The sequence below is a fragment of the Desulfuromusa ferrireducens genome, assembly GCF_055389805.1.
Genome location: NZ_AP042415.1, coordinates 1781528 through 1803611 on the forward strand (window position 1 = coordinate 1781528; position 22084 = coordinate 1803611).

The 22084-nt window shown below is 53.9% G+C and carries 19 protein-coding genes; 5 read left to right on the forward strand and 14 right to left on the reverse strand.

Translation table 11 applies throughout. The features are described 5' to 3' along the window. Positions 1–58: 58 nt before the first annotated feature. The 7 genes from thpR to ACZ5PT_RS08075 are packed head-to-tail and all read right to left on the reverse strand — an operon-like array spanning position 59 to position 6414. The gene (gene thpR, locus ACZ5PT_RS08045) at positions 59–628 is read right to left on the reverse strand and encodes an RNA 2',3'-cyclic phosphodiesterase (protein ID WP_464266298.1); all 570 of its coding nucleotides are present in this window, start codon (positions 626–628) and stop codon (positions 59–61) included. Next, positions 621–2108, reverse strand: coding sequence for a GAF domain-containing sensor histidine kinase (locus ACZ5PT_RS08050; protein WP_464266299.1), 1488 nt, complete (start codon positions 2106–2108; stop codon positions 621–623). The genes thpR and ACZ5PT_RS08050 overlap by 8 nt, the downstream gene beginning before the upstream one ends. A gap of 7 nt (positions 2109–2115) precedes the next feature. Then, entirely contained in the window at positions 2116–3375 is a 1260-nt protein-coding gene (locus ACZ5PT_RS08055) for a CinA family nicotinamide mononucleotide deamidase-related protein (protein ID WP_464266300.1), read from the reverse strand. 23 nt (positions 3376–3398) lie between these two features. Continuing rightward, a complete protein-coding gene (locus tag ACZ5PT_RS08060; protein WP_464266301.1) occupies positions 3399–3881 on the reverse strand; it encodes a phosphatidylglycerophosphatase A family protein in 483 nt (160 codons plus the stop codon). Then, a complete protein-coding gene (gene larC, locus ACZ5PT_RS08065; protein WP_464266302.1) occupies positions 3878–5077 on the reverse strand; it encodes a nickel pincer cofactor biosynthesis protein LarC in 1200 nt (399 codons plus the stop codon). The genes ACZ5PT_RS08060 and larC overlap by 4 nt, the downstream gene beginning before the upstream one ends. Continuing rightward, a complete protein-coding gene (gene larB, locus ACZ5PT_RS08070) occupies positions 5077–5832 on the reverse strand; it encodes a nickel pincer cofactor biosynthesis protein LarB (RefSeq protein ID WP_464266303.1) in 756 nt (251 codons plus the stop codon). The genes larC and larB overlap by 1 nt, the downstream gene beginning before the upstream one ends. Before the next feature lie 15 nt (positions 5833–5847). Further along, a complete protein-coding gene (locus ACZ5PT_RS08075) occupies positions 5848–6414 on the reverse strand; it encodes an HDIG domain-containing metalloprotein (RefSeq protein WP_464266304.1) in 567 nt (188 codons plus the stop codon). 164 nt (positions 6415–6578) lie between these two features. On the opposite strand from ACZ5PT_RS08075, the gene ACZ5PT_RS08080 reads away from it, so the two are divergent. Beyond that, on the forward strand, positions 6579–7202 hold the full coding sequence (locus ACZ5PT_RS08080) for a PEP-CTERM sorting domain-containing protein (protein ID WP_464266305.1): 624 nt from the start codon (positions 6579–6581) through the stop codon (positions 7200–7202). Between the two features lie 41 nt (positions 7203–7243). Here ACZ5PT_RS08080 and ACZ5PT_RS08085 read toward each other — a convergent pair whose 3' ends face one another. Continuing rightward, entirely contained in the window at positions 7244–7975 is a 732-nt protein-coding gene (locus ACZ5PT_RS08085) for a 4Fe-4S binding protein (protein ID WP_464266306.1), read from the reverse strand. Between the two features lie 136 nt (positions 7976–8111). On the opposite strand from ACZ5PT_RS08085, the gene yjgA reads away from it, so the two are divergent. Both yjgA and ACZ5PT_RS08095 read left to right on the forward strand, forming a co-directional pair. Further along, complete coding sequence (yjgA, locus tag ACZ5PT_RS08090) at positions 8112–8624, forward strand: ribosome biogenesis factor YjgA (RefSeq protein WP_464266307.1); 513 nt, start codon at positions 8112–8114, stop codon at positions 8622–8624. 184 nt (positions 8625–8808) lie between these two features. Further along, positions 8809–9576, forward strand: coding sequence for a carbonic anhydrase (locus tag ACZ5PT_RS08095; RefSeq protein ID WP_464266308.1), 768 nt, complete (start codon positions 8809–8811; stop codon positions 9574–9576). Positions 9577–9657: 81 nt separating this feature from the next. Here the strand turns inward: ACZ5PT_RS08095 and ACZ5PT_RS08100 are convergent, their stop codons facing one another. The 6 genes from ACZ5PT_RS08100 to ACZ5PT_RS08125 form a co-directional block, all read right to left on the reverse strand. Beyond that, positions 9658–10002: a flagellar basal body rod C-terminal domain-containing protein gene (locus ACZ5PT_RS08100; RefSeq protein ID WP_464266309.1), complete on the reverse strand. Its 345-nt coding sequence runs from the start codon at positions 10000–10002 to the stop codon at positions 9658–9660. A 148-nt stretch (positions 10003–10150) separates the two neighbouring features. Next, complete coding sequence (locus ACZ5PT_RS08105) at positions 10151–11950, reverse strand: chloride channel protein (protein ID WP_464266310.1); 1800 nt, start codon at positions 11948–11950, stop codon at positions 10151–10153. Positions 11951–12073: 123 nt separating this feature from the next. Beyond that, positions 12074–13741, reverse strand: a complete 1668-nt coding sequence (locus tag ACZ5PT_RS08110; RefSeq protein WP_464266311.1) for an ABC-ATPase domain-containing protein — start codon at positions 13739–13741, stop codon at positions 12074–12076. A 4-nt stretch (positions 13742–13745) separates the two neighbouring features. After that, positions 13746–14801 carry a type IV toxin-antitoxin system AbiEi family antitoxin gene (locus ACZ5PT_RS08115; RefSeq protein WP_464266312.1) on the reverse strand — a complete coding sequence of 352 codons (1056 nt, stop codon included), beginning with the start codon at positions 14799–14801 and terminating at the stop codon, positions 13746–13748. 215 nt (positions 14802–15016) lie between these two features. Continuing rightward, positions 15017–17461, reverse strand: a complete 2445-nt coding sequence (locus ACZ5PT_RS08120) for a sensor histidine kinase (protein ID WP_464266313.1) — start codon at positions 17459–17461, stop codon at positions 15017–15019. A gap of 21 nt (positions 17462–17482) precedes the next feature. After that, positions 17483–18310: a substrate-binding domain-containing protein gene (locus ACZ5PT_RS08125; protein ID WP_464266718.1), complete on the reverse strand. Its 828-nt coding sequence runs from the start codon at positions 18308–18310 to the stop codon at positions 17483–17485. An 801-nt stretch (positions 18311–19111) separates the two neighbouring features. Between ACZ5PT_RS08125 and ACZ5PT_RS08130 the strand changes: the two genes are divergently transcribed. Further along, a complete protein-coding gene (locus ACZ5PT_RS08130) occupies positions 19112–19966 on the forward strand; it encodes an alpha/beta fold hydrolase (protein ID WP_464266314.1) in 855 nt (284 codons plus the stop codon). 271 nt (positions 19967–20237) lie between these two features. Further along, complete coding sequence (locus ACZ5PT_RS08135) at positions 20238–22058, forward strand: sensor domain-containing protein (RefSeq protein ID WP_464266315.1); 1821 nt, start codon at positions 20238–20240, stop codon at positions 22056–22058. Positions 22059–22084 lie beyond the last annotated feature (26 nt).

Sequence of the window (22084 nt, forward strand, 5' to 3'; positions counted from 1 at the left end):
TCCCTTGGCATTTATTTAAAACTTAGTGATAAAACTCAATTGTAAAATTTCAGCATTTTCAGGCGGCCAGTGGCGCTGTTGTCAACGGCGAGTGGATCGCCCCCTGTTTGGTCAACTGACTGCTGAACAGAATCATTTTGTCTATCTGTAGGCTGCCGCAGCTGTGTGTCAGAAAAGGACACAGCGCGTCGGTGTGTTGCGCTGGCGGCTTGAAACGGCCGATGGTCAAATGGGGGCGATAGTTGCGTTGCTCGGTCTGCAACCCCAGTTTGTCCAGTTCGACTGCCAGCTGCCGGTACAGATCGATCAGTTCGATCTCTGGTTCCAGGCCCAGCCACAGGATGCGCGGGTGCCGCCGCTGAGGGAAGAGTCCCAAGCCTCTCAGTGCGACATTAAAATTCTTTTTCTTTCGTCCTATCGATAGCATAGACTCGCTGATTTCCGCAAGCAGCTGCTGGGGCAGATGACCAAGAAAATGGAGCGTCAGGTGCAGGTTTTCTGGCCTGGGTGTTTTTAATTCCGGGATCAATTGGCGCAGCTGTTGTTGCAGGTCGGCTATCCGTTGCTGCTGTATTGCAGGGAGCGGGATGGCGATAAAGGTGCGCTGCATCGGGACCGCTTCAGCCATCGGTATTCCGTTTTGGCTGATAGAGCGGTAACAAAATATGAAAGCAGCTGCCGGTTTCGCTGTCCTGCGCGTTGTCCACCCAGATCATCCCACCGTGGGCTTCGATCATTCCTTTGGCCAGCGGCAGGCCGAGTCCGGCGCTTGGCCCCTGTACTGAGCCTGACTGTTTGCCGTGCAGGTTGATATCGCCAGCGACATCGAATTTGTCAAAAATCTGCAGGCGGTCTTTGACGGCGATACCGACGCCACTGTCGATGATGCAGATGTCGATGTGGTCGTGGAGCTGAGCCTTGCGGAAAAAATCGGGGCAGAAAGGTTCCATATCCGGTCTTCTTTCCTGCAGCTCCACGGTGGTTCTGTGGGTCGCCTCGAACTTGATAAAGCCACCCGGGGGGGTGAACTTGAAGGCATTTTTCAGGATTCTCTCCAAGGCGTGCCGCAGGTGGTGATGATCGCCGACCGGCGAAATATGGTCTGGAATCTGACCGATCTGCAGGGTCAATTGGCGGCGTAAGGCCTCATCGCCAAATTGAATGGCCAGTTCTCCCAACAATAACGGCAGATCGATATGCTCCTTGGCCAGATAAATGTCGCGGGATTCAATTCGGGCAATTTCTAGCAGGTCCTCGACCAGACAATTGAGCCGATGGCCCCCTTTGAAAATGGTCGACAGCATGGTTTGTGATTCTTCTGAAAGGTCCTCGAGCTGACTTTCCAGCAGTTCTGTGGCGGTCATGATCCAGGTCAGGGGGGTGCGCAGCTCGTGGGACGCCAGGGCTAAAAAGCGATCCTTCATCTGGTTGGCCTGCCCCAGGGAGCGGTTGGTTTCTTCCAGTCGATTGACGTGTTCGCGCAACTGTTTGCGGGAACGATCCAGCTCGCGCTGACTGGCGTGGGTCAGCCGGTGTTGCCATTCCAGTTTTTCAACCAGCTCAGAAGCGTCGATGGCCGCGGCGAGCAGCTGGCAGCACTCCCCGATCAGGGTGATGTCGGCGCTGGCAAATTCACGGGGGCTGTCCTGGTAAAGAAAGATCACCCCGAGCAGTCGCTCGTGGGCAATCAGCGGATGGGCGAGCAGGCTGCACCAGCCGGCAGCGAGCAGCGCCTGGCAGTAAAGTTGTGGTTCGTCGGCCAGATCGGTCCAGTTGTGCGGGGTGTTGCTTCTGATTACTTGCGCAATCAGCCCTTTGCCGGCCGGGACCTTTTGCAGCTCGCGGCTTAAATCCTCACTGATTCCTAATTCGGCGACCAGATGTAGAGGTGACGCCAGGTCGTGCAGCTGATAGATGCCGCAGCCCGTGGGTGCAAAAAAGTTTTGTAGTTGTCTGAGAACCTTGTTCAGCAACAACCCACGATCACGGATACCTGCTGTCAGGCCGGCAATCTGATGAATCAATTTCAGGCGCCTGATTTCCTCGGCCAAATCATTCTCGACCTTGTTTGTCGCTCGACCAGGATTTGGATTGGCTGCTAGACTCATCTCTTAGTTATCCTTTGCGGCACTCATCCTGTTGGCGCAGGGCAAAGCGGCGCAGCCATTCAAGGGCCATAAAGGCGCTCATTTGCTGGACTTTGCTGCGGTCACCATTAAATTGATAGCCCTTGGCATGGACCCCTTCGGAGCTGGCCAAAGCCAGAAAGACGGTGCCGACCGGTTTTTCTACGGTGCCGCCATCCGGCCCGGCGATTCCGGTGATGGATAGCGCTAAGTCGGTATCGGTTGCCTGGCGCAGACCGACGGCCATCGCCCGGGCGCACTGTTCGCTGACCGCACCGTGCTGGCGGAGCAGCGGCAGCGGAACCTGTAGCCAGTCGAGTTTGGCCGAATCGGCGTAGGTGACCGCCGCGCGTTCGAGAAAGGCCGAGGCCCCCGGTTGGCTGGTCAGCATACTGGCGAGCAAGCCACCGGTGCAGGATTCGGCCAGAGATAGCGTCAGGTCGCTGTTGGTTAACAGTTTACCGACGTTCCCCGCGGGGGTTTCCCCGTTGCGGGCCATGATGTAATCCCCCAGCACCTGCTGCAGCAGCGTTTCGGCCTGGTCCAGGTTTTGTTCTGCCTCAGCCCCATCGGCGCGCAGTTTTACCAGCACCAGCGGATAGTCGAGGGCGAAGGCGACCGTGACTCCATCGGGGAGTTGCGGGTACGGAATCATGGCATCGATTTTCGGTTCCGGCAGGCCGAATAGTTTGAAGGTGCGTTGCTGCCGGGCGGCTGTTGGTGGATGCAGTTGCTGCAAGGCCGGAAGGACTGCTTGTTCAAACATCGCCTGCATTTCACTGGGGACGCCGGGCAGGAAAAACAGTTCGCATGCTCCCTGCTGCAGGCGAAAACCGGGGGCTGTGCCGAGAGGGTTCTGTAACGGCTGTGCCTCAATCGGCAGCAGCGCCTGTCGTTCATTGGTCGGTTCCATCTGCCGGTTGCGGCGCCGGAACCAGTCGCGGACCATTTCCATCGCTTGCTCGTTGATCGCCAACTGCTGTCCGGTTGCGCGGGCCGCGGCGCGGGCGGTCAGGTCATCGCCGGTGGAGCCGAGTCCGCCGGTGACAATCACCACTTGTACATGTTGAGTCAGATAGCGCAGCGCGGCAACAATCTCTTTTTCCTGATCCGGAACCGACAGTGAGCAGCGCAGCCGATAGCCGTAGCGCGACAAGGCGGTGGCGATGCTGCTGGTGTTGGTGTCGGCCAGTTCGCCGTTGAGCAGCTCATCGCCGGTGGTCAGTACGGCAATGTCGAAAGGTGGCATGGAACGCTCCGTCAAATCGCGCATCAGAAAAAGATTGCCAGGCAAATGCGCAGCGCGATGGCTGCGTAAATTCCCGCAACTAGATCGTCGAGGGTGACACCGACGCCATTTTTCATCTCTTTATCAAACCATTTCGCTGGCTGCGGCTTGATGATGTCAAACAGCCGGAACCAGCAGAAACCGAGAATCGCTGTCGGCCAGCTAAAGGGTAGAAACAGGACCGTTGCCAGATAGCCGACCAGTTCGTCGATGACGATCCGGCCGTCATCTGCTTCGTTATAGATCTTGCCCGCTTCATCGGAGGCCCAGAAGCTTAAAAAGAGCACCGCCACAAAAGTGAGCAGTTGCAGCGGCCAGCCGAAACAGGAGAGATAATAAAAGGCCGGGATGCCGGCCAAGCTGCCGAAGGTTCCCGAGGCAACCGGCGCATAGCCAAGTCCAGCATTGCTGGAAAGCAGCAGAATCAGTTTGCGGAGCGGCCCTTGCGGTTGGATCGGTGCGGTCATTCTGTCTCCTTGTTTGGCTCCAGCTGTAGTTGCCGGTAGGCGCTGTTTTCAACCAGGCGATAAACCTGGGGGAGTGGGAGGTCGTGTTGTTTGGCCAGTTTGTGGCAATCGCTGTACTCGGCGGTCAGGCGCAAAAACTGCTCACCATCGTAAAGCAGTTTCACGCGCGCTTCGCCGAGTTCGGTGGAGATGTTGCGACTGCGCCGTACCAGCTTGTAGCGTTCGCAGGCAGAGCTGCGCACGCCGATGGCGCTACTTTGATGCATAATCAGGTTGGCCAGCTGACTGGCCGCTTGTTCTTCGCAAACCACCGTCAAGCGCACGCCGGGGCGATTTTTTTTCATCTGCAGTGGCGTGTAGCCGGCGTCGAGGGCGCCAGCTTCGAGAAGGCATTCGAGCAGGTAACCGAGCTGTTCCGGGGTGCTGTCATCAATGTGGCTTTCGAGCAGCTGTACCCGGTCGTGCTGGGCTGAAGCATTAGCCGCTGTTTCGCCGAGAATGCCGCGCAGCAGGTTGGGGCGGTCTTCCAGTTGCCAGCCGCCGACACCGTAGCCGCTGCGCTCGATGGTTATTTGCGGCAGCGCACTGATCTCGGCCAGTTCGGCAACGATGGTGGCGCCGGTCGGAGTGACCAGTTCTTTGTCACAGCCGCTGTCGACGATCGGCAAGCCTTGCAGCAGCTCCAAGGTTGCTGGGGCCGGCAGTGGCAGCGCGCCGTGAGCACAGTGGCTCATGCCGCGTGACAGCGGCAGCGGGGCACAGAGCAGCTTGTCGATGCCGAGGAGTTGCAGTCCGATGGCGGCACCGGTCAGGTCGATAATGGCATCGATGGCGCCGACTTCGTGGAAGTGAACTTTATCAATATTGATGCCGTGAACCTTGGCTTCGGCTTCGCCGAGGCGGCGGAAAAAGCGTCGGGCCAGGGTGCTGGTTTGCGGCTCGAGGGCGCTATCGGCAAGTAGCTGGTCGATCCTGCTCCAGCTGCGATGGTGATGGGTTTCCGCGCATACGACCTGAAGACGGCAGCCGTCGATCCCGTGGCGCTGTTCCCGTGATACCTTTAATTCGTAGCCATCCAGTGGCAGCTTGGCCAGTTCGGTTTGCAGCTTTTGCAGTGGCAGGCCGAGATCGAGCAACAGGCCTAAAAACATGTCGCCGGAAATGCCGGAGAAGGTGTCGAGGTAAAGGGTTCGCATCAGGATTCTTTCCGGTTGATCCGATTGGCCGCAAAGGCAGCGCCGAAACCGTTATCGATATTGACCACCGTCACGCCGCTGGCGCAAGAGTTGAGCATTCCGAGTAGTGCGGCGATGCCACCGAAGGCGGCCCCGTAGCCGACAGAGGTGGGCACGGCGATGACCGGTACCGAGACCAGCCCGCCGACCACTGAGGGCAGTGCGCCTTCCATGCCGGCGACAACGATGATTACTGCGGCTTTTTGCAGTTGATCGTTGCGTGCCAGCAGACGGTGGATGCCCGCCACACCGACGTCGATCAGCTCTTCGACCTCGTTGCCGAGGATCCGTGCGGTCACGGTTGCTTCGCGGGCAACGGGAATGTCGGAGGTCCCGGCGCAAATCACCAAAATCTTGCCCAGACCGGTAGCTTTAATTTTCTGCTGCAATAGGCAGAAGGTTCGCGCATCAACGTCATATTCAGCTTCGGGGAACTGATTGCAAAGTGCGGTGGCTTTTTCTGCATTGAGGCGGGTGACCAGGATATTGCCGCCACCACGAGCTTGAGCAGCAAGGATGGTTTTCAACTGGTCGAGGCTTTTGCTCTCACCGAGGATGATTTCCGGCACCCCCTGACGGAGTTCGCGGTGGTGGTCAATCTGCGCCACACCGAGATCTTCGAAGGGGAGTTTTTTCAGTTGCGCAACCCCATCAGCAACACTGATCTGGCCATCGGCCAGCGATTGCAGCAGGCGGGTCAACTCTTTACTGTTCACATTTTCTCCAGTCGGTTAGAGACCCAGATCATCAGAAATTCCCTGCATCGCTGCCAGGCAAAGATCGCAGAACTCGGGAATCGGGATGCCGATTTGTTCGCACTCGGCGATGATTTCGCGATTGGCTCCGGCGGCAAACTGTTTCTCTTTAAAACGTTTGCGCACTGATTTTGCTTTAACGCTGGCCAATTTTTTATCCGGGTAGACCAGGGCGCTGGCGATGATCAGGCCGGTGATGGTCTCACCGGCGGCCAGGGCATGGTGAAAGCGTTCGCTGCGTTTGTCGCCGTGGGCCTGCTCGTTGTGCATGCGGATCGCTTCGATGATCTCTTCGGCAACCCCTGCTGTGCGCAGGATTCGAACCGTTTCGTGGGTATGACGGGCGAGATCGTCGAGGGTCAGTTCGACATCCAGGTCGTGCAGCAGCCCCGTCAGACCCCAGAGCTCTTCATCTTCAGCAAAATGTTTGGCCAGTGCCCGCATTACCGCTTCACTGGCTAGGCAGTGCTTGATCAGGTTCGGGTTGCTCAGATGTTGGTTGAGCAATGCTATAGCGCTGGTGCGGGTGATTCCGTAATTCATCGGTTGTCTCCTGATTTTGACAGATCCGCAATCATAGCAAAATAAGTGCTGACTGCCAAAGCAGCATTAAGAATTTTGTCAGAGCGGTTATTTATTATTTGTAAATCGCCTAATGAAAATACCGAAACCGGAATTCTATGGAAATCGCTCACGAGGGGGGTCTTATGAGAGTTTTTATTGTTTGTCTGTTTTTGCCGTTCTGTTTTTATTCTTCTGCTTTTGCCCTGCCGGTTATTTATGATTTTTCGACTGAACCTGATGGTTCGCAATATCCTTCTTTGGGATTGACTCTTGGCGTGCGGGGCGATTCATTTGTCTCTACGGACTCGATTGGCGGGAAAGTGACCTGGGATAATGGTGCTGGTCTAGGGGTGGAGGCCATCGGAAAGGTTGACTCTTCGAAGACTTTAGATGGATCTGCAAGTGATGATGTGTTGATTTTTGATTTTGGCACCGATGTGTCGCTCGTAGAAATTGTTTTTTCCTGGGTCGGGAAAGATGACGAGGCCTTGCTGTTGGTTGATGATGTCACTGTGTTTAACGATTATATCAAGCCTTCTATTGAAGGGTACGCAAATATTGTCGCGTTTGACTTCTCATCACTGAAGTTTACCGGAGCCGTGTTTGGAATAAAGGCGATCGATTCGAATGACTCCTTCCGTATTCAGTCGCTGACAGTTGATTCCCCTATTGTGCCAATTCCGTCTCCCGAACCAGCCACTTGGTTGTTGTTCGGAGGTGGGCTGTGTGGTTTTGTTTGGTGGCGGCGGAAAAATAAAATCGAATGAATTTGCAAGGCCCGAGATATCACTGACCGGGCTGTTTGCTTTTACGCCGCCTTTTTGAAAATTTCTTTGTTCTTCGCTGCTTTCAGCGGTCGGTATTGACCCACTTTCTCCAGCGTCAGTGCCGCTGTTGGGCAGACGTTGACGCAGGTGGAGCACTGTAGGCAGTCTCGCTCGCGTAGAAAACCCTGTTCTTTAGAATCGGCAATCTGCAGTCCCAGCGGGCAACTTGTTACGCACCGATTGCAGCTGCGGCAATCCTCGCTAATGGTTAACTGATACGTGCCGCCACCAGTGGCATTGCCGATCGTGCCGACCGGGCAGATGGCGCACCAGGTGCGGGGTCGATAAAGGACGCCGAGCACCATCGCGGCTGCCGTGGTTAGCAGACACATCTGCCAGAAAACCAGTCCCCAATGCTCGATACTGCCGGGGTTTTGTGCCAGCCGAAAGGTCATGAAACCCATTAACCCAACCAGTATTAATCCGCGAAATGGCATGGCGAACAATTTTTGCGGGATCGGTCGCTGCGGGCCGAATTTGGCGAAAAAGGTATCGAAAAAACTGCCGCGCGGGCAGAGATTGCCGCAAACGTAGCGACCACGGATGATTCCACCGAGCATGCCGCTGAGCATCGCAACCGGAACAATGAATCCGAGCAGGGGAAATCGCCAGCCGAACGCCAGGACCGTCAGCATGACGGTCGCCAGAATCCAGCGATGCCTTGCCGATGTGGGCAGTGAATAGTTAGTTGATTGTCGTGATTTCTTATACATAGTGATCCTTGGTTAAGAATAGATGTTTGGCAATATATATGGAAAATTGAATGTCGTCAACTGCTTAATTCTGTTTTGTTGACGATGGAATGCAGACAGGTTAGCTTCATGACATTGTTTGGATACTGGAGGTGTCATGGAAGAGGAACAGGAAAAAAATCTGCCACTGAGCAGAACACGTAAAAAACAACAGGCGAAAGAGATTGCCCTGTTAGCAGAGCAGTTGGCGGATATGCCGGAAAACCAGTATAAGCGACTGTCTATGTCTGAACAGCTCGACCGGGAGGTGGCGATTGCCCGGTCAACCAAAGGACGTGGTTCGCACAAAAGGCAGATCAAACGCCTTGCCGGGGTGTTGCGAAAGCTCGAAGATGAGCTCCAGCTGTTGCAGGAACAGCTCCAGAGCATGGATCAGGTTTCCGGCAGTGACAAGAAAGCCTTTCACGGTTTAGAGAAATTGCGCGATCGGCTTTGCGCGCAAAACAGTTTTGAGGAGGCTTTTGCTGAAATGTTGAACCTGTATCCGCAGATCGATCGGAAAACGATCTCACGGTTGGCACGTTCAGTTCATCAACATGAAGACCGTCGCGCTTTTCGCGAAATATTCAAACGCTTGCGTGATGCGCAAGAGGCTGAAATTACCGAGTAAAATTTGCCCAACTTAATGATAAAGTGCTGGAACCTAAACCCCATCTCACGTATATTCTCACATCGGGAACGGGGCAATTTGTATCGTCCCACTTCTACTGTTTATTAAAGGTGCTGCAGCTCTGCAGTGCCTTTTCTGTCGGCATATTGCCGGGAACTTTCAAATTAGTAGGGAGGATAGTGGGATGAAAAAAGGATTATTACTTGTTGTTTTGGCGTTGATTTGTCTGGGTGGGGTTGCTTTTGCCAGCGGTCAATCCGCCGGGCACGATGAAGCTGTTCATTGGGGGTATCAGGGTGCTGGCGCTCCGGCTCACTGGGGTGAGCTGAAGCCAGAGTTTAAAATGTGCGGTATTGGTCAAAAGCAGTCGCCAATCGATATCGTTGGCGCGGTGTCTGGAAATCAGCCTGAGTTGCAGTTCAATTACAGTGATGTTTCTCTTTCGCTGATTAACAATGGTCACACCATCAAGGCCAACTATCCAGAAGGCAGCAGCATTAATGTCGGTGGTGATAGCTACCAGTTGTTACAGTTTCATTTTCATAGTTTGAGCGAAAACAAGGTCGAAGGGCAGTTCTTCCCGGTTGAAGCACACCTGGTTCACGCCAATGCCGCTGGTGACTTGGCCGTGGTTGGTGTCATGTTTGCCGAAGGTGCCGCTAATCCGCTGCTCGCAAAACTTTGGAAGTATACGCCATCCAAAGCCAATTCGACGGTCGAGGTGCCAACCTCTTCGATTAACGTGTCTGACCTGCTGCCGCAAAGCAGCGACTATTACGGTTTTACCGGTTCTCTGACCACTCCTCCTTGTACCGAAGGTGTACGTTGGATGGTGCTGCAGAACCCCGTAACCGTATCGCCAGAGCAGGTCAATAAATTCCGTAGCTTCTTCGGTGGGCACGATACCAATCGTCCGGTCAACCCGCTCAACGGTCGGATTGTTTACAAGTAAGTTCAGATCGTTTCAGAACGAAAAAAGCCGCTGCTCCCAGATTTGGGGCAGCGGCTTTTTTCGTTTTCAGGCGGGGACTGTTCAGCCGATCAGGTCAAGGACCGTATCCTCCATCTCGCCGGTGGTCTGTAGTGCTTTAAGGTTGGCTTCATAGCCATGTTGCGTCGGGATCATGCCGACCAGTTCTTGTCCCAGATCAACGTTGGAGAGCTCCTGTTGCGTACCATCGGGCTTGTTGATCATCACTCCAGGGGTATTGACCGGTTGGGTTTTTGTCGAGACCGATCCGGTTTGTCCTTCTTCGAGAACGACAGTCGATTTCTTGAATTTGGCCGAGGCACTATTGGCAATGTTGTTACTGGCGACACCCTGCTTGGTGGCGAGGGCGTTAAGGGCGGAGATATTGTTGTTGATCGACAAAGGCATCAGCTGCTCCCTTGTGAGAGGTTACCCATAGAGTGCCCTATGGCCGAAGATTTGTCAATACTAATGGTTGCTGACTGAATTCCGCACTTCGGTCTGGGATGGTGGAGTTTGTTCTCGAAGTAGCCAGGTTTAAGGAGGGGCGCAGTTATTATTCCTGAAAATCCTCTTTGGTTTTTTCTACCTGCTCTGCGTAGTGGGCCAGTAGCGTCCGCCGCGACAGCATGTAGAGAACCTTTTGCGGTTGGTCTGCATCGACCACCGGGATTTCTTCCAGATTGCGTTCGGTGATCTTTTTCATGACTGCGGTCAGGTGCTCGCTCGGAGTTGCATAAATAACGCTGCGGGTGGCTATGTCGCGGGCGATGACCAAGGTTGGCGGGATATCCTCGTTGAGGATCCGGCGAATATCATTAACCGAAAAAATTCCAGTCATCAGTCCGTCGCTATTAACTACCGGGTAATAGGCTGTTTTTGCTGTCGCGATCTTGTCGAGGATCTTAGGCAGGGGCATCCCTTCGGCAATCAGAGTCGGTTTCTGCCCTTTTGCCGCGAGTTCGTGGACGGTGATTCCTTCAAGCACATCGATGACAAAATCGCCCAAGTGGGCAGGGGAGTCGAACCGTCCGGCGACCTGGTTTTCATAAATGCTGTTTTTGCGCATGACGATCATCGCCACCACGCAGACCAGCATCAATGGCGCCAGCAGGCCGTAGTTTCCCGTCAGTTCACTGACCATAATCAAGGTCGCGATCGGTGCATTGGCAACACCGGCAAAAAAGCCAGCCATGCCGACCAGCACATAAGCACGCGGGTCCTGCGTCAGCGCCGGAAAGAGGATTTCCGCCGAGGCGCCGAAGGCTCCACCGAGCATTGCGCCGATCACCAGGCTGGGGGCAAAAACACCGCCGGAACCACCGGATGAGATGGTCAGGCTGGTGGCAATGATCTTCGCCAAGGCGATCACCAGCATCACCCATAAGGCCATTTTGCCGTACAGCGCCGCCTGTACCCAGCCGTAGCCGGAGCCGAGTACCTGCGGGATAAACAGCGCAATTAATCCGAGGGCCAGGCCGCCTAATGCTGGTTTCTGCCAGTCTGGCAGCGGCAGTTTGCGAAATGCATCGCGCATGCCGTAAAAGGTTTTGACGTAGACGACGCCAAGCAGGGCGCAGATGATGCCGAGGGCCAGATAGAGGATCAGTTCGCCCGGTTGCTCGAAGCGGAAATGTGGAGTGTCGAGGAGTGGTTTCCAGCCGGTAACAGCACCGAACAGTGAATAGGCGACAATCGAGGAGATGATACAGGGGATCAGCCCTTCATGCTCGAATTCCGGATCGCGGTAGAGGACTTCAACGGCGAACAGCGCACCGCCCAACGGCGAGCGGAAGGTGGCGCCGATGCCGCCAGCCATGCCGGCCAAAAGCAGGATGCGCCGATCCATCGTCGACAGGCCCAGTTTCGTCGCCATAAAAGAACCGAACCCGGCGCCGATCTGCGCAATTGGTCCCTCGCGCCCTGCGGAACCACCTGTGCCGATGGTGACGATGGAGGCGAGGGTTTTGACGATCGGTACCCGGCCGCGAATGACGCCACTTTTGCGGTGGAAGGCTTCCAGTGCTCCGTCGGTACCGTGGCCTTCCGCCTCGGGGGCAAATTTATAGACCAGCCAGCCAGAAAAGAGGCCGCCGAGGGCCGGGATGACAAACAGGCACCAGCGGTAGGGGACCGACAGCCCATCGATGAAACCGGTAAAAGAGCTTTCCGGGGCGCCTTCAAGGGGAGGGTGAAAGTTGCCGACTGTTCCCAGCATCAGGTGTTCGACACTGTTGGTGGCAAAGTAAAAAACCAGGGCCCCACAGCCGGAGACGATGCCGACCAGCACCGCCAAAATCAGCAGGCGGAATCCGGTCCGGTCGAGCACTTTCAGCATTCCAGAAATAATCGGCATGTTCTGAGCTACCCCAATAAAATTCACTTAAACTAAAAATAGGCTTGATTTCTAACAGGTTTGAGCCGTTCGGACAAGGGTGGAATGGGGCAGATCCCTTTTCCGGACATAGTTTTGCCCTTTTTAGCGCAAACGGTTGGCTGCCGCGGCAAGTTCGTAAAGTCGTGGCATCGCCAAGTGTCCAGCTTTCCAGGGGAGCAGCAGGTCCAGCCCTTCTTGTTCGACGAGCTCTACAGCCTGTCGCAAATTAGCCAGCAAATTGTCTTGCTGTTGCGGGGTTTGTTGCTGGCACCAGAGGAGGAGTCTGCCAATCGCTTCGGTTTGGCCGGCATCGAGGAGTTGCTCGACGTTCGACAGGTCGATCCGTTTGCGTCCGTATTCGAGTAGCCGTTGTTCGCGGATCAGTATTTTTGTTTCCCGTTGTCCAGGCAATGGTCCGGTCTGTAGGTTGATTTTGCGTTTTTTTTGTGGTCGCAGAGGGCGATGATTGTTGCTGGTCGGTGCTGCTCCCGCGAGCTGTTTGGCCTGTGGTGTTACATCGCTCGGAAGATAATTGTCGAGCATGATGACCGTGTCGGCGACGGCCAGGTAATCGCCGGAACCTCCCATGACGAGGACCGTTGATACCCCGTCCTGTTCGTACAGTTCCCGCACCCGATGGAGTAGCGGAGTGATCGGCTCACTGGTGTCCGGCACCAGCTGCTGCATGCGCGTATCGCGGATCATGAAGTTGGTCGCCGAAGTATCCTCATCGATCAGCAGGCAGTCGCAACCGCACTCGAGTGCCTCGATGATGTTGGCTGCTTGCGAGGTGCTGCCGCTGGCATTGTCGGTGGAAAAACATTCGGTTGAGCGGTTGCCCGGCAGGGTGCCGATAAAGGGGCTGATGTCGACACTGTTGACCGCGCGGTGATCCTCGGCGCGGATCTTGACCGCTTGGGGGGTGGTGACGATCAGCTCCCGACCGTCGCCGGGGAGATGATTGTAGATCCCTCGCTCCAACGCTTGCAGCAGGGTCGATTTGCCGTGGAAGCCGCCGCCGACGATCAGGGTCACCCCGCGCGGGATGACCATTCCACTGACGGTGCCCTGATTGGGTAACTGGAGTGAATGCTCTAGGGTGGATGGGGCGCGAAAGGGGATCCCGTCGATCAGCGGCCGATCATCGATGCCGCTGGCGCGTGGCAGCAGTGAACCATTGGCGACAAAAGCGACGGCATTGAGTGTGTCCAGTTGCCCGCGGAGGTGCTCCTGATCCTCGACCTGTTCGATCTGCTGCTGCATTTTTTGTACGGATTGGTCGCTCCAGTTAAGGCCCTGCTGAAGCAATTTTGGCAGTTCGTCGAAAAACATCGTCGCCGCTTCCTTGCCGAGGATTGAACGTCCCGAGCCGGGCAGCGCAAACAACAGACGTGCTTCGATCTGTAGGTCATCGACCTGCACGGCATTGCGGCGTAATACCTGCTGACCACTGGTGGCGATCTCTATTTTGCCGCTGTGGCCTGTGCCGCGTCGGCCTTTGACGTGTTGCTTGATGGCTGTCGCCAGTGCTCGGGCGAGAAAGTCTTCCAGTGCGGTTTTGCGGCCGCGGGTTTGCCAGCATGTGGCAGGGATGGCATGGCTGTTTGGTGCAATGCTGATGCTGATGCGTGAGGGTTGCGCGAAGGGGTCGCCCTGTACATGGTCGATGTTCAGCCGAAACGGCTCAAAATCGTAGCTGCCCTTGAGTTGTTTGTAGGCCTTGTAACCGCGACCATCGATCTGCTGCAACAGCTGGCGTAGGCGTTCCATGCCTTTACCGATCCATCCGTGGCACCAAGTATTGCTTGTAGAGCTTCTGCGCCACCTGGTCGGTTTCGCTGCCGGACAGTTCGGCAAAGGTCAGCAGCGGATCAGCCAGAGTCAGCCCGTCCGGTTGCCAGCCGGTCCAACTGCACTGTCGGCCGAAGGGTTGCAGCATGGTAATGTTGCCAGTCGGATCAGGAGTGAGATGCAGTTGCAGCATCAGCTTTAATTGCTGCTCCGGGCTCAGATAGAGCACCGCGCTTTGCGCCTGGAACTTGCTGGTGAGTAAAGACGCTCCCAGTTCCCCGCCGATCAGGACCTGTTTGCCATCGGCCAGTTGTTTCAGTCGCTCGGGGAGTTGCTCGATACTGTAACCGGGGGCGAGTTGACAGCGTTGCAGAAACAGCTTCGGCCGCAAAGTTTCTAAATAGCCGATCTGCCAGCGTTGCAGTAACTCTTCAATCGCCTGCAGTTGTCGCGCGCCGTCAGCAACGGTCAGGTTGCTGCGTTTTTCCAGTTCACCAAGCAGGCCGCCGATGGCGCCCAGGGCAATACCGGCATCGTCTGCGAGCATGCGGTAGGTGGCATTAATCGACTGGCGGTTGCGCAGGAACTGGTAGACCAGTTTGAGACCGGCGGTGCGAAACAGGCGATCGGCCCCCGGTGGTTTCGGCGCATGTTTCTGTCCGCTAATTTCAATGTAGAGCGGCATCTGGTTAAGGTGGAGATTGCCGGCACAATCGACATATTCAACCCCCTGTTGTTTGAGGGTCGCAGCCGTTTTGGGGGAGATATAATGACTGACCAGCAAGGGACTGGCATCCTTTGGCGCCGGAGTGGTTTTGAGTTGATGGATAACCAGATCGGTCAGGGTCGGACTTAACTTGGGGACGACTTTGAGATAAAAATAGCGTTCGCCCCACGGGCCGGAAAGACGGAAAGTACCAGCAAATGGCCCGCCGATTTTCTTCAGCATAAACTCAATTTTACTTTGCGGAATGCCGCGGATAGCTTTCATGCTGTCATAGATGATCTGTTCATCTTTAAGGAGTGGTTGTCGCGGCATATTCCCTCACTGTGTTCGTTTTATGTTCAGAGAGTTGCGTCTGTTCATTATTTGTTTGCTTATTTCTAATTGAACAGCGGGCGTCACGTTTTGTCAAGACTTGAATTCTGTGATGCTCTGTTCTTGCCGCTCGGCTGTGGCAGGCCGGCGTCTGCTTGCGGCGATATTTGCGGGGTGCGGTGGCGCGCTGGGAGGAAGAGTCAGTGGTCGCTGAATTACCCTGCGAGTGGCAGACGCAGGGTGACGCGGGTGCCTTTGCCGAGTTCACTGGTGATTTCAATGTTGCCGTGATGGCTATCGACGATCTGCTGCACGATACTCATGCCAAGACCAAGCCCACCGACAGCAGTGTTGCTTGAGTCACATCGGTAGAATTTATCAAAAACCTTTTCCAGCTGTTGCTCGGACATGCCGATGCCTTGATCGGTGATCTGCACCTTGTAGAAATTTTCTTCAAAGCTGCATTCGATCTTGATAGTGCTCGCTTTCGGAGAGTACTTGACTGCATTGCTGATCAGGTTTTCAAATACCTGCTGGATTCTGTCATGATCAACCAAGGCCGGTTGATCATCACGTTGTGGCAGCAGGACTTCAAACGTATGTCCGTTGTTGATGAGCATGAAGTTGTCGATGGTCTTTTTTAGCAGTGGTTCCATTGCGACCGGTTGAATGTCGAGAGGGATCGGTTGTCCCGATTCAATGCGGCTGATATTGAGCAGGTCATCAACTATTTTTGATAAGGACTCCGAGCGACTGAGGATTTCCTCCAAGAAGTCGCGTTTTTGATCCGGGCTGAAACGATCGGTCAGTTCACGGTCAAGCAGCAGCTCACTGTAACCGAGAATAGAGGTCAGTGGCGAAGTCAGCTCATGCGCGGCGGTGGAGATGAATTCAGATTTGATCTGTTCCAGGGCTCTTTCGCGAGTGACGTCGCGTAGGACTGATACCATGCCGGTTTGTGAGCCGCGGTGATCAAGAACCGGCGAGCTGTGAATCTGAATGATCCGATGCGGCGCGCCTGCGCGGGCTGGCAGGGTGATATCGAAGGGTGGCAAGCTGTCGGACAGTGTGGGGTCCGGCAGGGATTCCAGGACGTTGCGAAAAGTTTGCTCGCCTGGTTGACCCAGCAGTTGGTCGGCTGGCTGATTGTGGAGCAGTACCTTGCCGGAAAGGTCGGTGACAATCAGGCCGTCGGCTACCGATTTGAGCAGGGCATCAATTCTCCGGTGGGCCTCTTCGGCCTCACGCAAAGCATGTTCCCGTGCGAGGCGTGCGGTGGTCAATTCATCGATATTTTTGATGATACCGACCACACCCATTTCTATGTTTCTACCCGGGACCGGCGAGCTGGAAAACAGCACCGAAATTTTTGGGCCCTGTTCCGGTTGAACAGAGGTTTCCAGGTTAGATACCCGCTTGCGCAACAAGGCAGAGGCAAAGCTGGCTTCGGTCAACAGGGTTGGCGGTTCTGGAAACAGGTCTGCCAGCGGTTTGCCAAGCAGACGACTTTCTTCGCAGCCGAGCAGTTCAAGGGTCGCGTGATTGACCTGTTTGATCATTCCCTGTTGATCGGCAACCACCAGCGGATCGATGATCGACTGCAGAATCTGTTGTAGTGATTCACGCGAGTTACTGTGCTTGGCAATGTCTTGGGTCATGGTGTTGATGGCGGCCCCAAGTTTAACAAAATCGGGATCCTGGTAGAGCTCCAGATAATGATTGAAATCACCGGAGCCAACCTTCTCGGCATGCTCGATCAACAAAGAGATATTTCTCGTCAGGTGACTGACCAGGCGCATCGTCGCAATACCACCGATCAGGGTGACCAGTACACCCGTTAGCGACGCCAGGAGTTTCAGATAATTCAGCTCACTGACGAAGGTACCGTATGGCAGCGCGGCGACGATTCTCCAGGAAGTCGGCTCAACCTTTGCCGATGCAATATAGAGGTCCTCGCCGGTCATTTGGTGGCGGGTCGGGAGCTCGGGCAGGGGCAATTTCAGGGGGGTAAACGTCGGGCCTTCTTTTGAACTGAGTAAAAGCAGTTGATCATCCACTAAACTGAGAAAGCCACCTTCGCACATCGGCAAGGTTTCCAGGTGTTGGATGAGTTCAGCCAGGGGAACGGTGATCAGCAAGGTGCCGAGAAACTCATCACCAAAATAGCCGATTTTAGTGATCGCCAGCTGTAGGGCCGGTTGATCAAAGCCGGGGCTTGTCGGCACGATACCGATCTGGACTTTGTTCGGTTCGGCGTTTGCTGCCAGCACCACCGGCGTCTGGCGGAGGTCAAAGAAATATTCAGAGGGCCGGCTGTTAACCAGCCTCACCGTTTCGTTACCTTCTTTGTCTAGGTAACTAATTAGCGGAAAGCTGCCACTGAGTTTTGCAAAGTGCCTGACAAACAGTTCTTCCATTGGCAGATCGCCATATTTACTGTGAAACTCTTCCAGGTCGATGGTTTCAACCTTTTGGACCAAGCTGTTCAGATAGGACTGCAGGTCTTTAGCCGCTTCTCGGGAGAGCTGCTCGAGTTGGTGCCTTTGCAGTTTGGATATGACGGGAATAAACAGCGAATAGCTCAGCGCGCCGAGAAACAGGGCGGTGATTAGAACTGTGCTGCATTGAAGTATGAGTAGCCTGTGGCGGATACTGAGCATTAAAAGGGCAACCTGTTGGTTTTAGTTAAGTGCCGGGACGGCATGCATGTTTAACATCATATCACGAGCTTCCGCTGTCGCGAGAAAATCAATAAACTTTCTGGTGACGCCGGTTGGCTCTCCGCGCCAGACGATAGCGAGTGGAACCGTCAATCGGTAGCTTCCGTTGCGGACGTTTTCAGCGGAGGGGGAGATCCCTTCGAAATCGAGCGTCGTCAGGGATCCTTTTTGAATTACGGATTGGGGCAGATAACCGAAGCTGTATTCGTAGCGATTGAGCGTGTCGTAGGCTTCCGGAGTGCTGTAGATGGTCCGTCCCGCTGGTTGGTTGATCTCTGCCAGACCGGGAATGTTCTGCTCGATTACGGCTCTTGCTGAGTCGCCGTCTTCGCGGTTGGCGATATAAATTTTATGCTCCTGGCAGGACCCCAGTTGATTCCAGTTGTTCAGGGAGCCGAAGAATAGATCCTTGACCTGTGTTGCTGAAATATTCTGCAAACAGTTGTCGGGCAGGTTGGCAACAAATACGATCGGTGCGTAGGCGAAAATCCGCTGATGCAGGCCTTCTGCCTGCTCTTTTGGTTTTAGTGGCCGGGCAATGCGTGCTAACTCACTGCGTCCGGCCAGAAGCAGTTTGATTCCCCCGCCACTGCCGACACTGTTCGGTACCAGGATTTGCGCTTTGGGGTTTTGTTTTTGAAAAACTTCCGACAGCTGGCGGAGTAGTTGCTGGCTGTCTCCGGTGCCAGCAATGGTGATGGTTTCAGCCACGACTGCCGTTGGAAAACAGAGCAGTAAAGTGAAACAGCTAAATGCGAGCCCCGCGCAAAATACCTTGATAAGTTTCACAGTCTTCAAGTGCTCCACCGCTATTGAGAGATTAAATTCTAATCATCGCTTCAAGCGGTAATCCTGTCAAGTTGGTTTGTCGTGATTGATGATTTAATGGGTTGGTGAAATCTGGAGTTTTTTCAGGCTAGTTATCGCCTTAACTGTGCTGTGGTCTAATTCAAAAAACGTGCAATGATGAATATTGCCAGGTGTTGGTGCTTGTTCCTGTCTTTAGGGTGAGCGGAAGATTCGTGGCGAACAGTGTTTTAGGCCGACTGGAGTTTTGCCTCATCTGGGTCGCTTATCAATTGGTCTGCAAGCTGCGATGCGCAGGGTTTATTTGCCGACGACTCGTATGATGGCCCACTTCAGCCCGTTTGGATTGGCAGGGGGGGGCTCTTCAGGGCTGCCGGGAAACCATTTTTGGTAAATTTTGAGACCGTCAACATGACGTTCTATTTTGTGGATCCATTTGAAATCAGTCGAGTTTTCGCGAAAAAAACAAATGAAATTTGCAAATCTGCAAGCGATAGGAATAGGTTTGTAATAACAGTAGGTTGAGGTGTTTGATTGTGTTTTGGTCATGGTTTTCTGCGGATTGGATTTTGCAGCTGTGCAAAAAAGAGAAACCGCCATCCTTTCTTGCTAGTGTTGAAAATACTTCTACCTGTTAGGGTGTTACGGACTTTTTTTGCTTTTATAGAACATTGGTATGCTCGTTGCTCCTTTATTGCTACATCAGCGCGGGAAGGTTTACCCCTTAACCCTGATATTTATCCGTGAATTCCCAAGATGGTGTGATGCTTTAAGGAGAACGATATGAGGGCGACAATCAACGGAGTACAAATCGGTTATGATGATATTGGCCAGGGCCCAACGGTTCTTTTTGTCCACGACTATCCTCTCAACCGCAAGATGTGGCAGCCGCAGGTAGACTCCTTGGTTGAATGTGGCTATCGGGTTGTTCTTATCGATTTGCGTGGCTTCGGTGAGAGTGGCTTCGGTGAGAGCGGCCTCGACTCGGAGCGGGTTGATATTCAAACCTACAGTGCCGATATCATCGGCTTGCTGAATTACCTGGGGATTGGTCGAGCCGTTGTTTGTGGCCTCTCTCTTGGTGGCTACGTGTTGTTTGATCTGATGGAAAACTATCCGCAGCGAATTGCAGGCGCCTGTTTGGCAGCCAGTCGTCCGGTCTCTGATGACATTCACGAGCGGGGTAAGCGGGCTGAGTTGGTTGCTGCATTGCAAAATGGGCAGGTCGAGCAGGTGAAAACTGATCTGTTCCGCATGCTTTTTTCCGGCCAGGAAAAGCCTTCAATGGCAACGCTTAAAGAGGAAGTGCATGGCTGGATTCAGGATGCTGAGGGGGGCGCTCTGGATGTTTCTTTGCAGGCTATCGGTCGCCGCAAAGATTATACCTTTATGTTGAAAAGTTTAAAAATTCCGACCTTGTTGATCGGTGCTGAACTTGATCCGATTACCCATCATAACCATACTGATATCATGGCTCAGCATCTGCCAAACTGTTATAGAGCGGTTAAGTTGAGCAGCGGCCATCTGGTCAATATGGAGAAGGCCGATGAGTTTAATGCCCATTTTATCGATTTTCTGCAGAACTTGACCCCACAGCGAAGGGCTCACCCGGCAATGTCGTTGCGTTCCGCAATTTAAACAGTCTGAAAGAATTATCAAAGCGGGTGGTTGAGATCTTCAACCACCCGCTTAATGCGCATGATATTCCAAGTATTCTTGTTTTCCTCCTATGTAAACGGTGGTCACTACGGTGACCGTCTCATTGAGCAAACCTCTTCTTTTAAATTCAGTTTTCCCGATAAATTAACTGGTTAAAACTTTAACCACTTAATTTCATGTTGCTTTAAAATTCAAACCCCCTTAGTACCTGTCCGCACATTAACTGTCCATATATATATAGTAATACACGTTGATTCGACAGAAAATTCTGTTCGTCAACCGCGCCTGGATGGAAACCCTGGGTTATGTTGCGGAGGATATCGCAGATTTAAATGTTTTCGATGTCATCCATCCTGATTTTCATGAAAGTTGTGGTTCCTTTTTTGGCAATTCAACCCCCTTGAGCACTGATTCGTCAATTGAAACGGCATTTGTGACCAAGGATGGCCGGCGGATTGAGTTGGAGGGGAATGTCAGTTTTCAATTTAATGGTGATGTCACGCTGGCGTCGCGCGGAATATTTCGTGACATCACCGATCGGAAACAGGCTGAGCGGGCGGTCGAGTCGGAACGAAAGTTTTTGCAGAGTATTATCGATGGCGTTGATGAGCCGATTTACGTTGTCGGAGTCGATTATCGGGTGTTGCTGATGAACGCTGTCGCCAAGCAGCTGTTGCACCCCGATGCGCAACGCCTGACCGAGCTTAGCTGTTATCAGGCGTCACATAATTGTTCGCAACCCTGTAGCGGTGACGCGCACCCCTGTCCTTTAAAGCAGGTGCAGGAGACGGGGCATTCGGTCACCGTCGTGCATACCCATATTACGAAGGATGGTGAGGAGCGGATTTTTGAATTGATCGCTTCGCCATTGCGGGATGACGCCGGCAAGCTCCTCGGCATTATTGAGTCGTCACGCGACGTGACTGAAAAGCGCAAGGCCGAAATCGCGCTGCATGAAAACGAAAAACGGCTTAATTTTCTTGCCCATCATGACCCGCTGACTTTGCTCGCAAACCGTGTCCTGTTCGGCGAGAGACTGGCTCACGGTTTAGCCAAGGCGCGGCGCAACCAACAGCATGTGGCGTTGTTCTTCCTCGACTTGGACCGTTTCAAAAATATCAATGATTCACTGGGACATGCCTTTGGTGATCAGGTTCTAAAAACCGTCGCGGTGCGTCTCGATCAACTGGTCCGTTCGACTGATACCATTGCGCGGCTTGGCGGCGACGAATTTTTGATTATTGCCGAAGAGATCGATGGCCCGCAGGCCGCCGCCGGGATGGCGCAAAAAATACTTTATGTATTCAACGCCCCGGTCGAGGTTCAGACCCAAGAGTTTTCCGTTACCGTCAGCATCGGTATTAGTCTTTATCCTGCCGCTGGTCAGGACGGAGAAGAGTTGCTCAAGTGTGCCGATGTGGCCATGTACGGATCGAAAAAGGGTGGTGGCAACCGCTTCCAGTTTTATACGCCGGATATGAATGAGCATACCCATGCCATGCTGTTGTTGGAGCGTGACATCGGCAAGGCGCTGCAGGAAAATCAGTTTACCATGTTCTATCAGCCGCAAATCGATCTGGCCAGCGGTTGCTTGATCGGAGTTGAAGCGCTGGTCCGTTGGCAGCATCCAGAAAAAGGACTGCTCAATCCGCTCGATTTCATTCCGCTTGCAGAGGAGACCTGTTTGATTGTCGCCTTGGGTGAGTGGATTTTGCAGGCCAGTTGTCAGCAGGCGGTGGATTGGTTGGCTGCCTGCCACGAATTTGGCCGGATCGCTGTCAATATCTCCGGTCGTCAGTTTCGCTATGGAACCTTGGTCTGCACGGTTGATGCTATCATTGCCCAGACCGGATTGCCGCCGAAAAATCTCGAACTGGAAATAACTGAAAGCGTCATCATGGAAGATGTCGATGAGACCCTCCATACCTTCGCTGAGTTGAGAAAGCGTGGCATCAGTCTCGCGGTTGATGATTTTGGCACCGGCTATTCCTCGCTTAACTACCTGAAACGTTTCCCGATCTCAAAATTCAAGATCGATCGCTCTTATTATTCAGGACATTTGCAACGATAGCAACGATGCCGCCATTGCGGCGACCG

Coding starts and splice junctions, on each gene's coding strand:
- thpR (WP_464266298.1), bottom strand. CDS start 628: ATGGCTGAAGCGGTCCCGATGCAGCGCACCTTTATCGCCATCCCGCTC.
- ACZ5PT_RS08050 (WP_464266299.1), bottom strand. CDS start 2,108: ATGAGTCTAGCAGCCAATCCAAATCCTGGTCGAGCGACAAACAAGGTC.
- ACZ5PT_RS08055 (WP_464266300.1), bottom strand. CDS start 3,375: ATGCCACCTTTCGACATTGCCGTACTGACCACCGGCGATGAGCTGCTC.
- ACZ5PT_RS08060 (WP_464266301.1), bottom strand. CDS start 3,881: ATGACCGCACCGATCCAACCGCAAGGGCCGCTCCGCAAACTGATTCTG.
- larC (WP_464266302.1), bottom strand. CDS start 5,077: ATGCGAACCCTTTACCTCGACACCTTCTCCGGCATTTCCGGCGACATG.
- ACZ5PT_RS08075 (WP_464266304.1), bottom strand. CDS start 6,414: ATGAATTACGGAATCACCCGCACCAGCGCTATAGCATTGCTCAACCAA.
- ACZ5PT_RS08080 (WP_464266305.1), top strand. CDS start 6,579: ATGAGAGTTTTTATTGTTTGTCTGTTTTTGCCGTTCTGTTTTTATTCT.
- ACZ5PT_RS08085 (WP_464266306.1), bottom strand. CDS start 7,975: ATGTATAAGAAATCACGACAATCAACTAACTATTCACTGCCCACATCG.
- yjgA (WP_464266307.1), top strand. CDS start 8,112: ATGGAAGAGGAACAGGAAAAAAATCTGCCACTGAGCAGAACACGTAAA.
- ACZ5PT_RS08095 (WP_464266308.1), top strand. CDS start 8,809: ATGAAAAAAGGATTATTACTTGTTGTTTTGGCGTTGATTTGTCTGGGT.
- ACZ5PT_RS08100 (WP_464266309.1), bottom strand. CDS start 10,002: ATGCCTTTGTCGATCAACAACAATATCTCCGCCCTTAACGCCCTCGCC.
- ACZ5PT_RS08105 (WP_464266310.1), bottom strand. CDS start 11,950: ATGCCGATTATTTCTGGAATGCTGAAAGTGCTCGACCGGACCGGATTC.
- ACZ5PT_RS08110 (WP_464266311.1), bottom strand. CDS start 13,741: ATGGAACGCCTACGCCAGCTGTTGCAGCAGATCGATGGTCGCGGTTAC.
- ACZ5PT_RS08115 (WP_464266312.1), bottom strand. CDS start 14,801: ATGCCGCGACAACCACTCCTTAAAGATGAACAGATCATCTATGACAGC.
- ACZ5PT_RS08120 (WP_464266313.1), bottom strand. CDS start 17,461: ATGCTCAGTATCCGCCACAGGCTACTCATACTTCAATGCAGCACAGTT.
- ACZ5PT_RS08130 (WP_464266314.1), top strand. CDS start 19,112: ATGAGGGCGACAATCAACGGAGTACAAATCGGTTATGATGATATTGGC.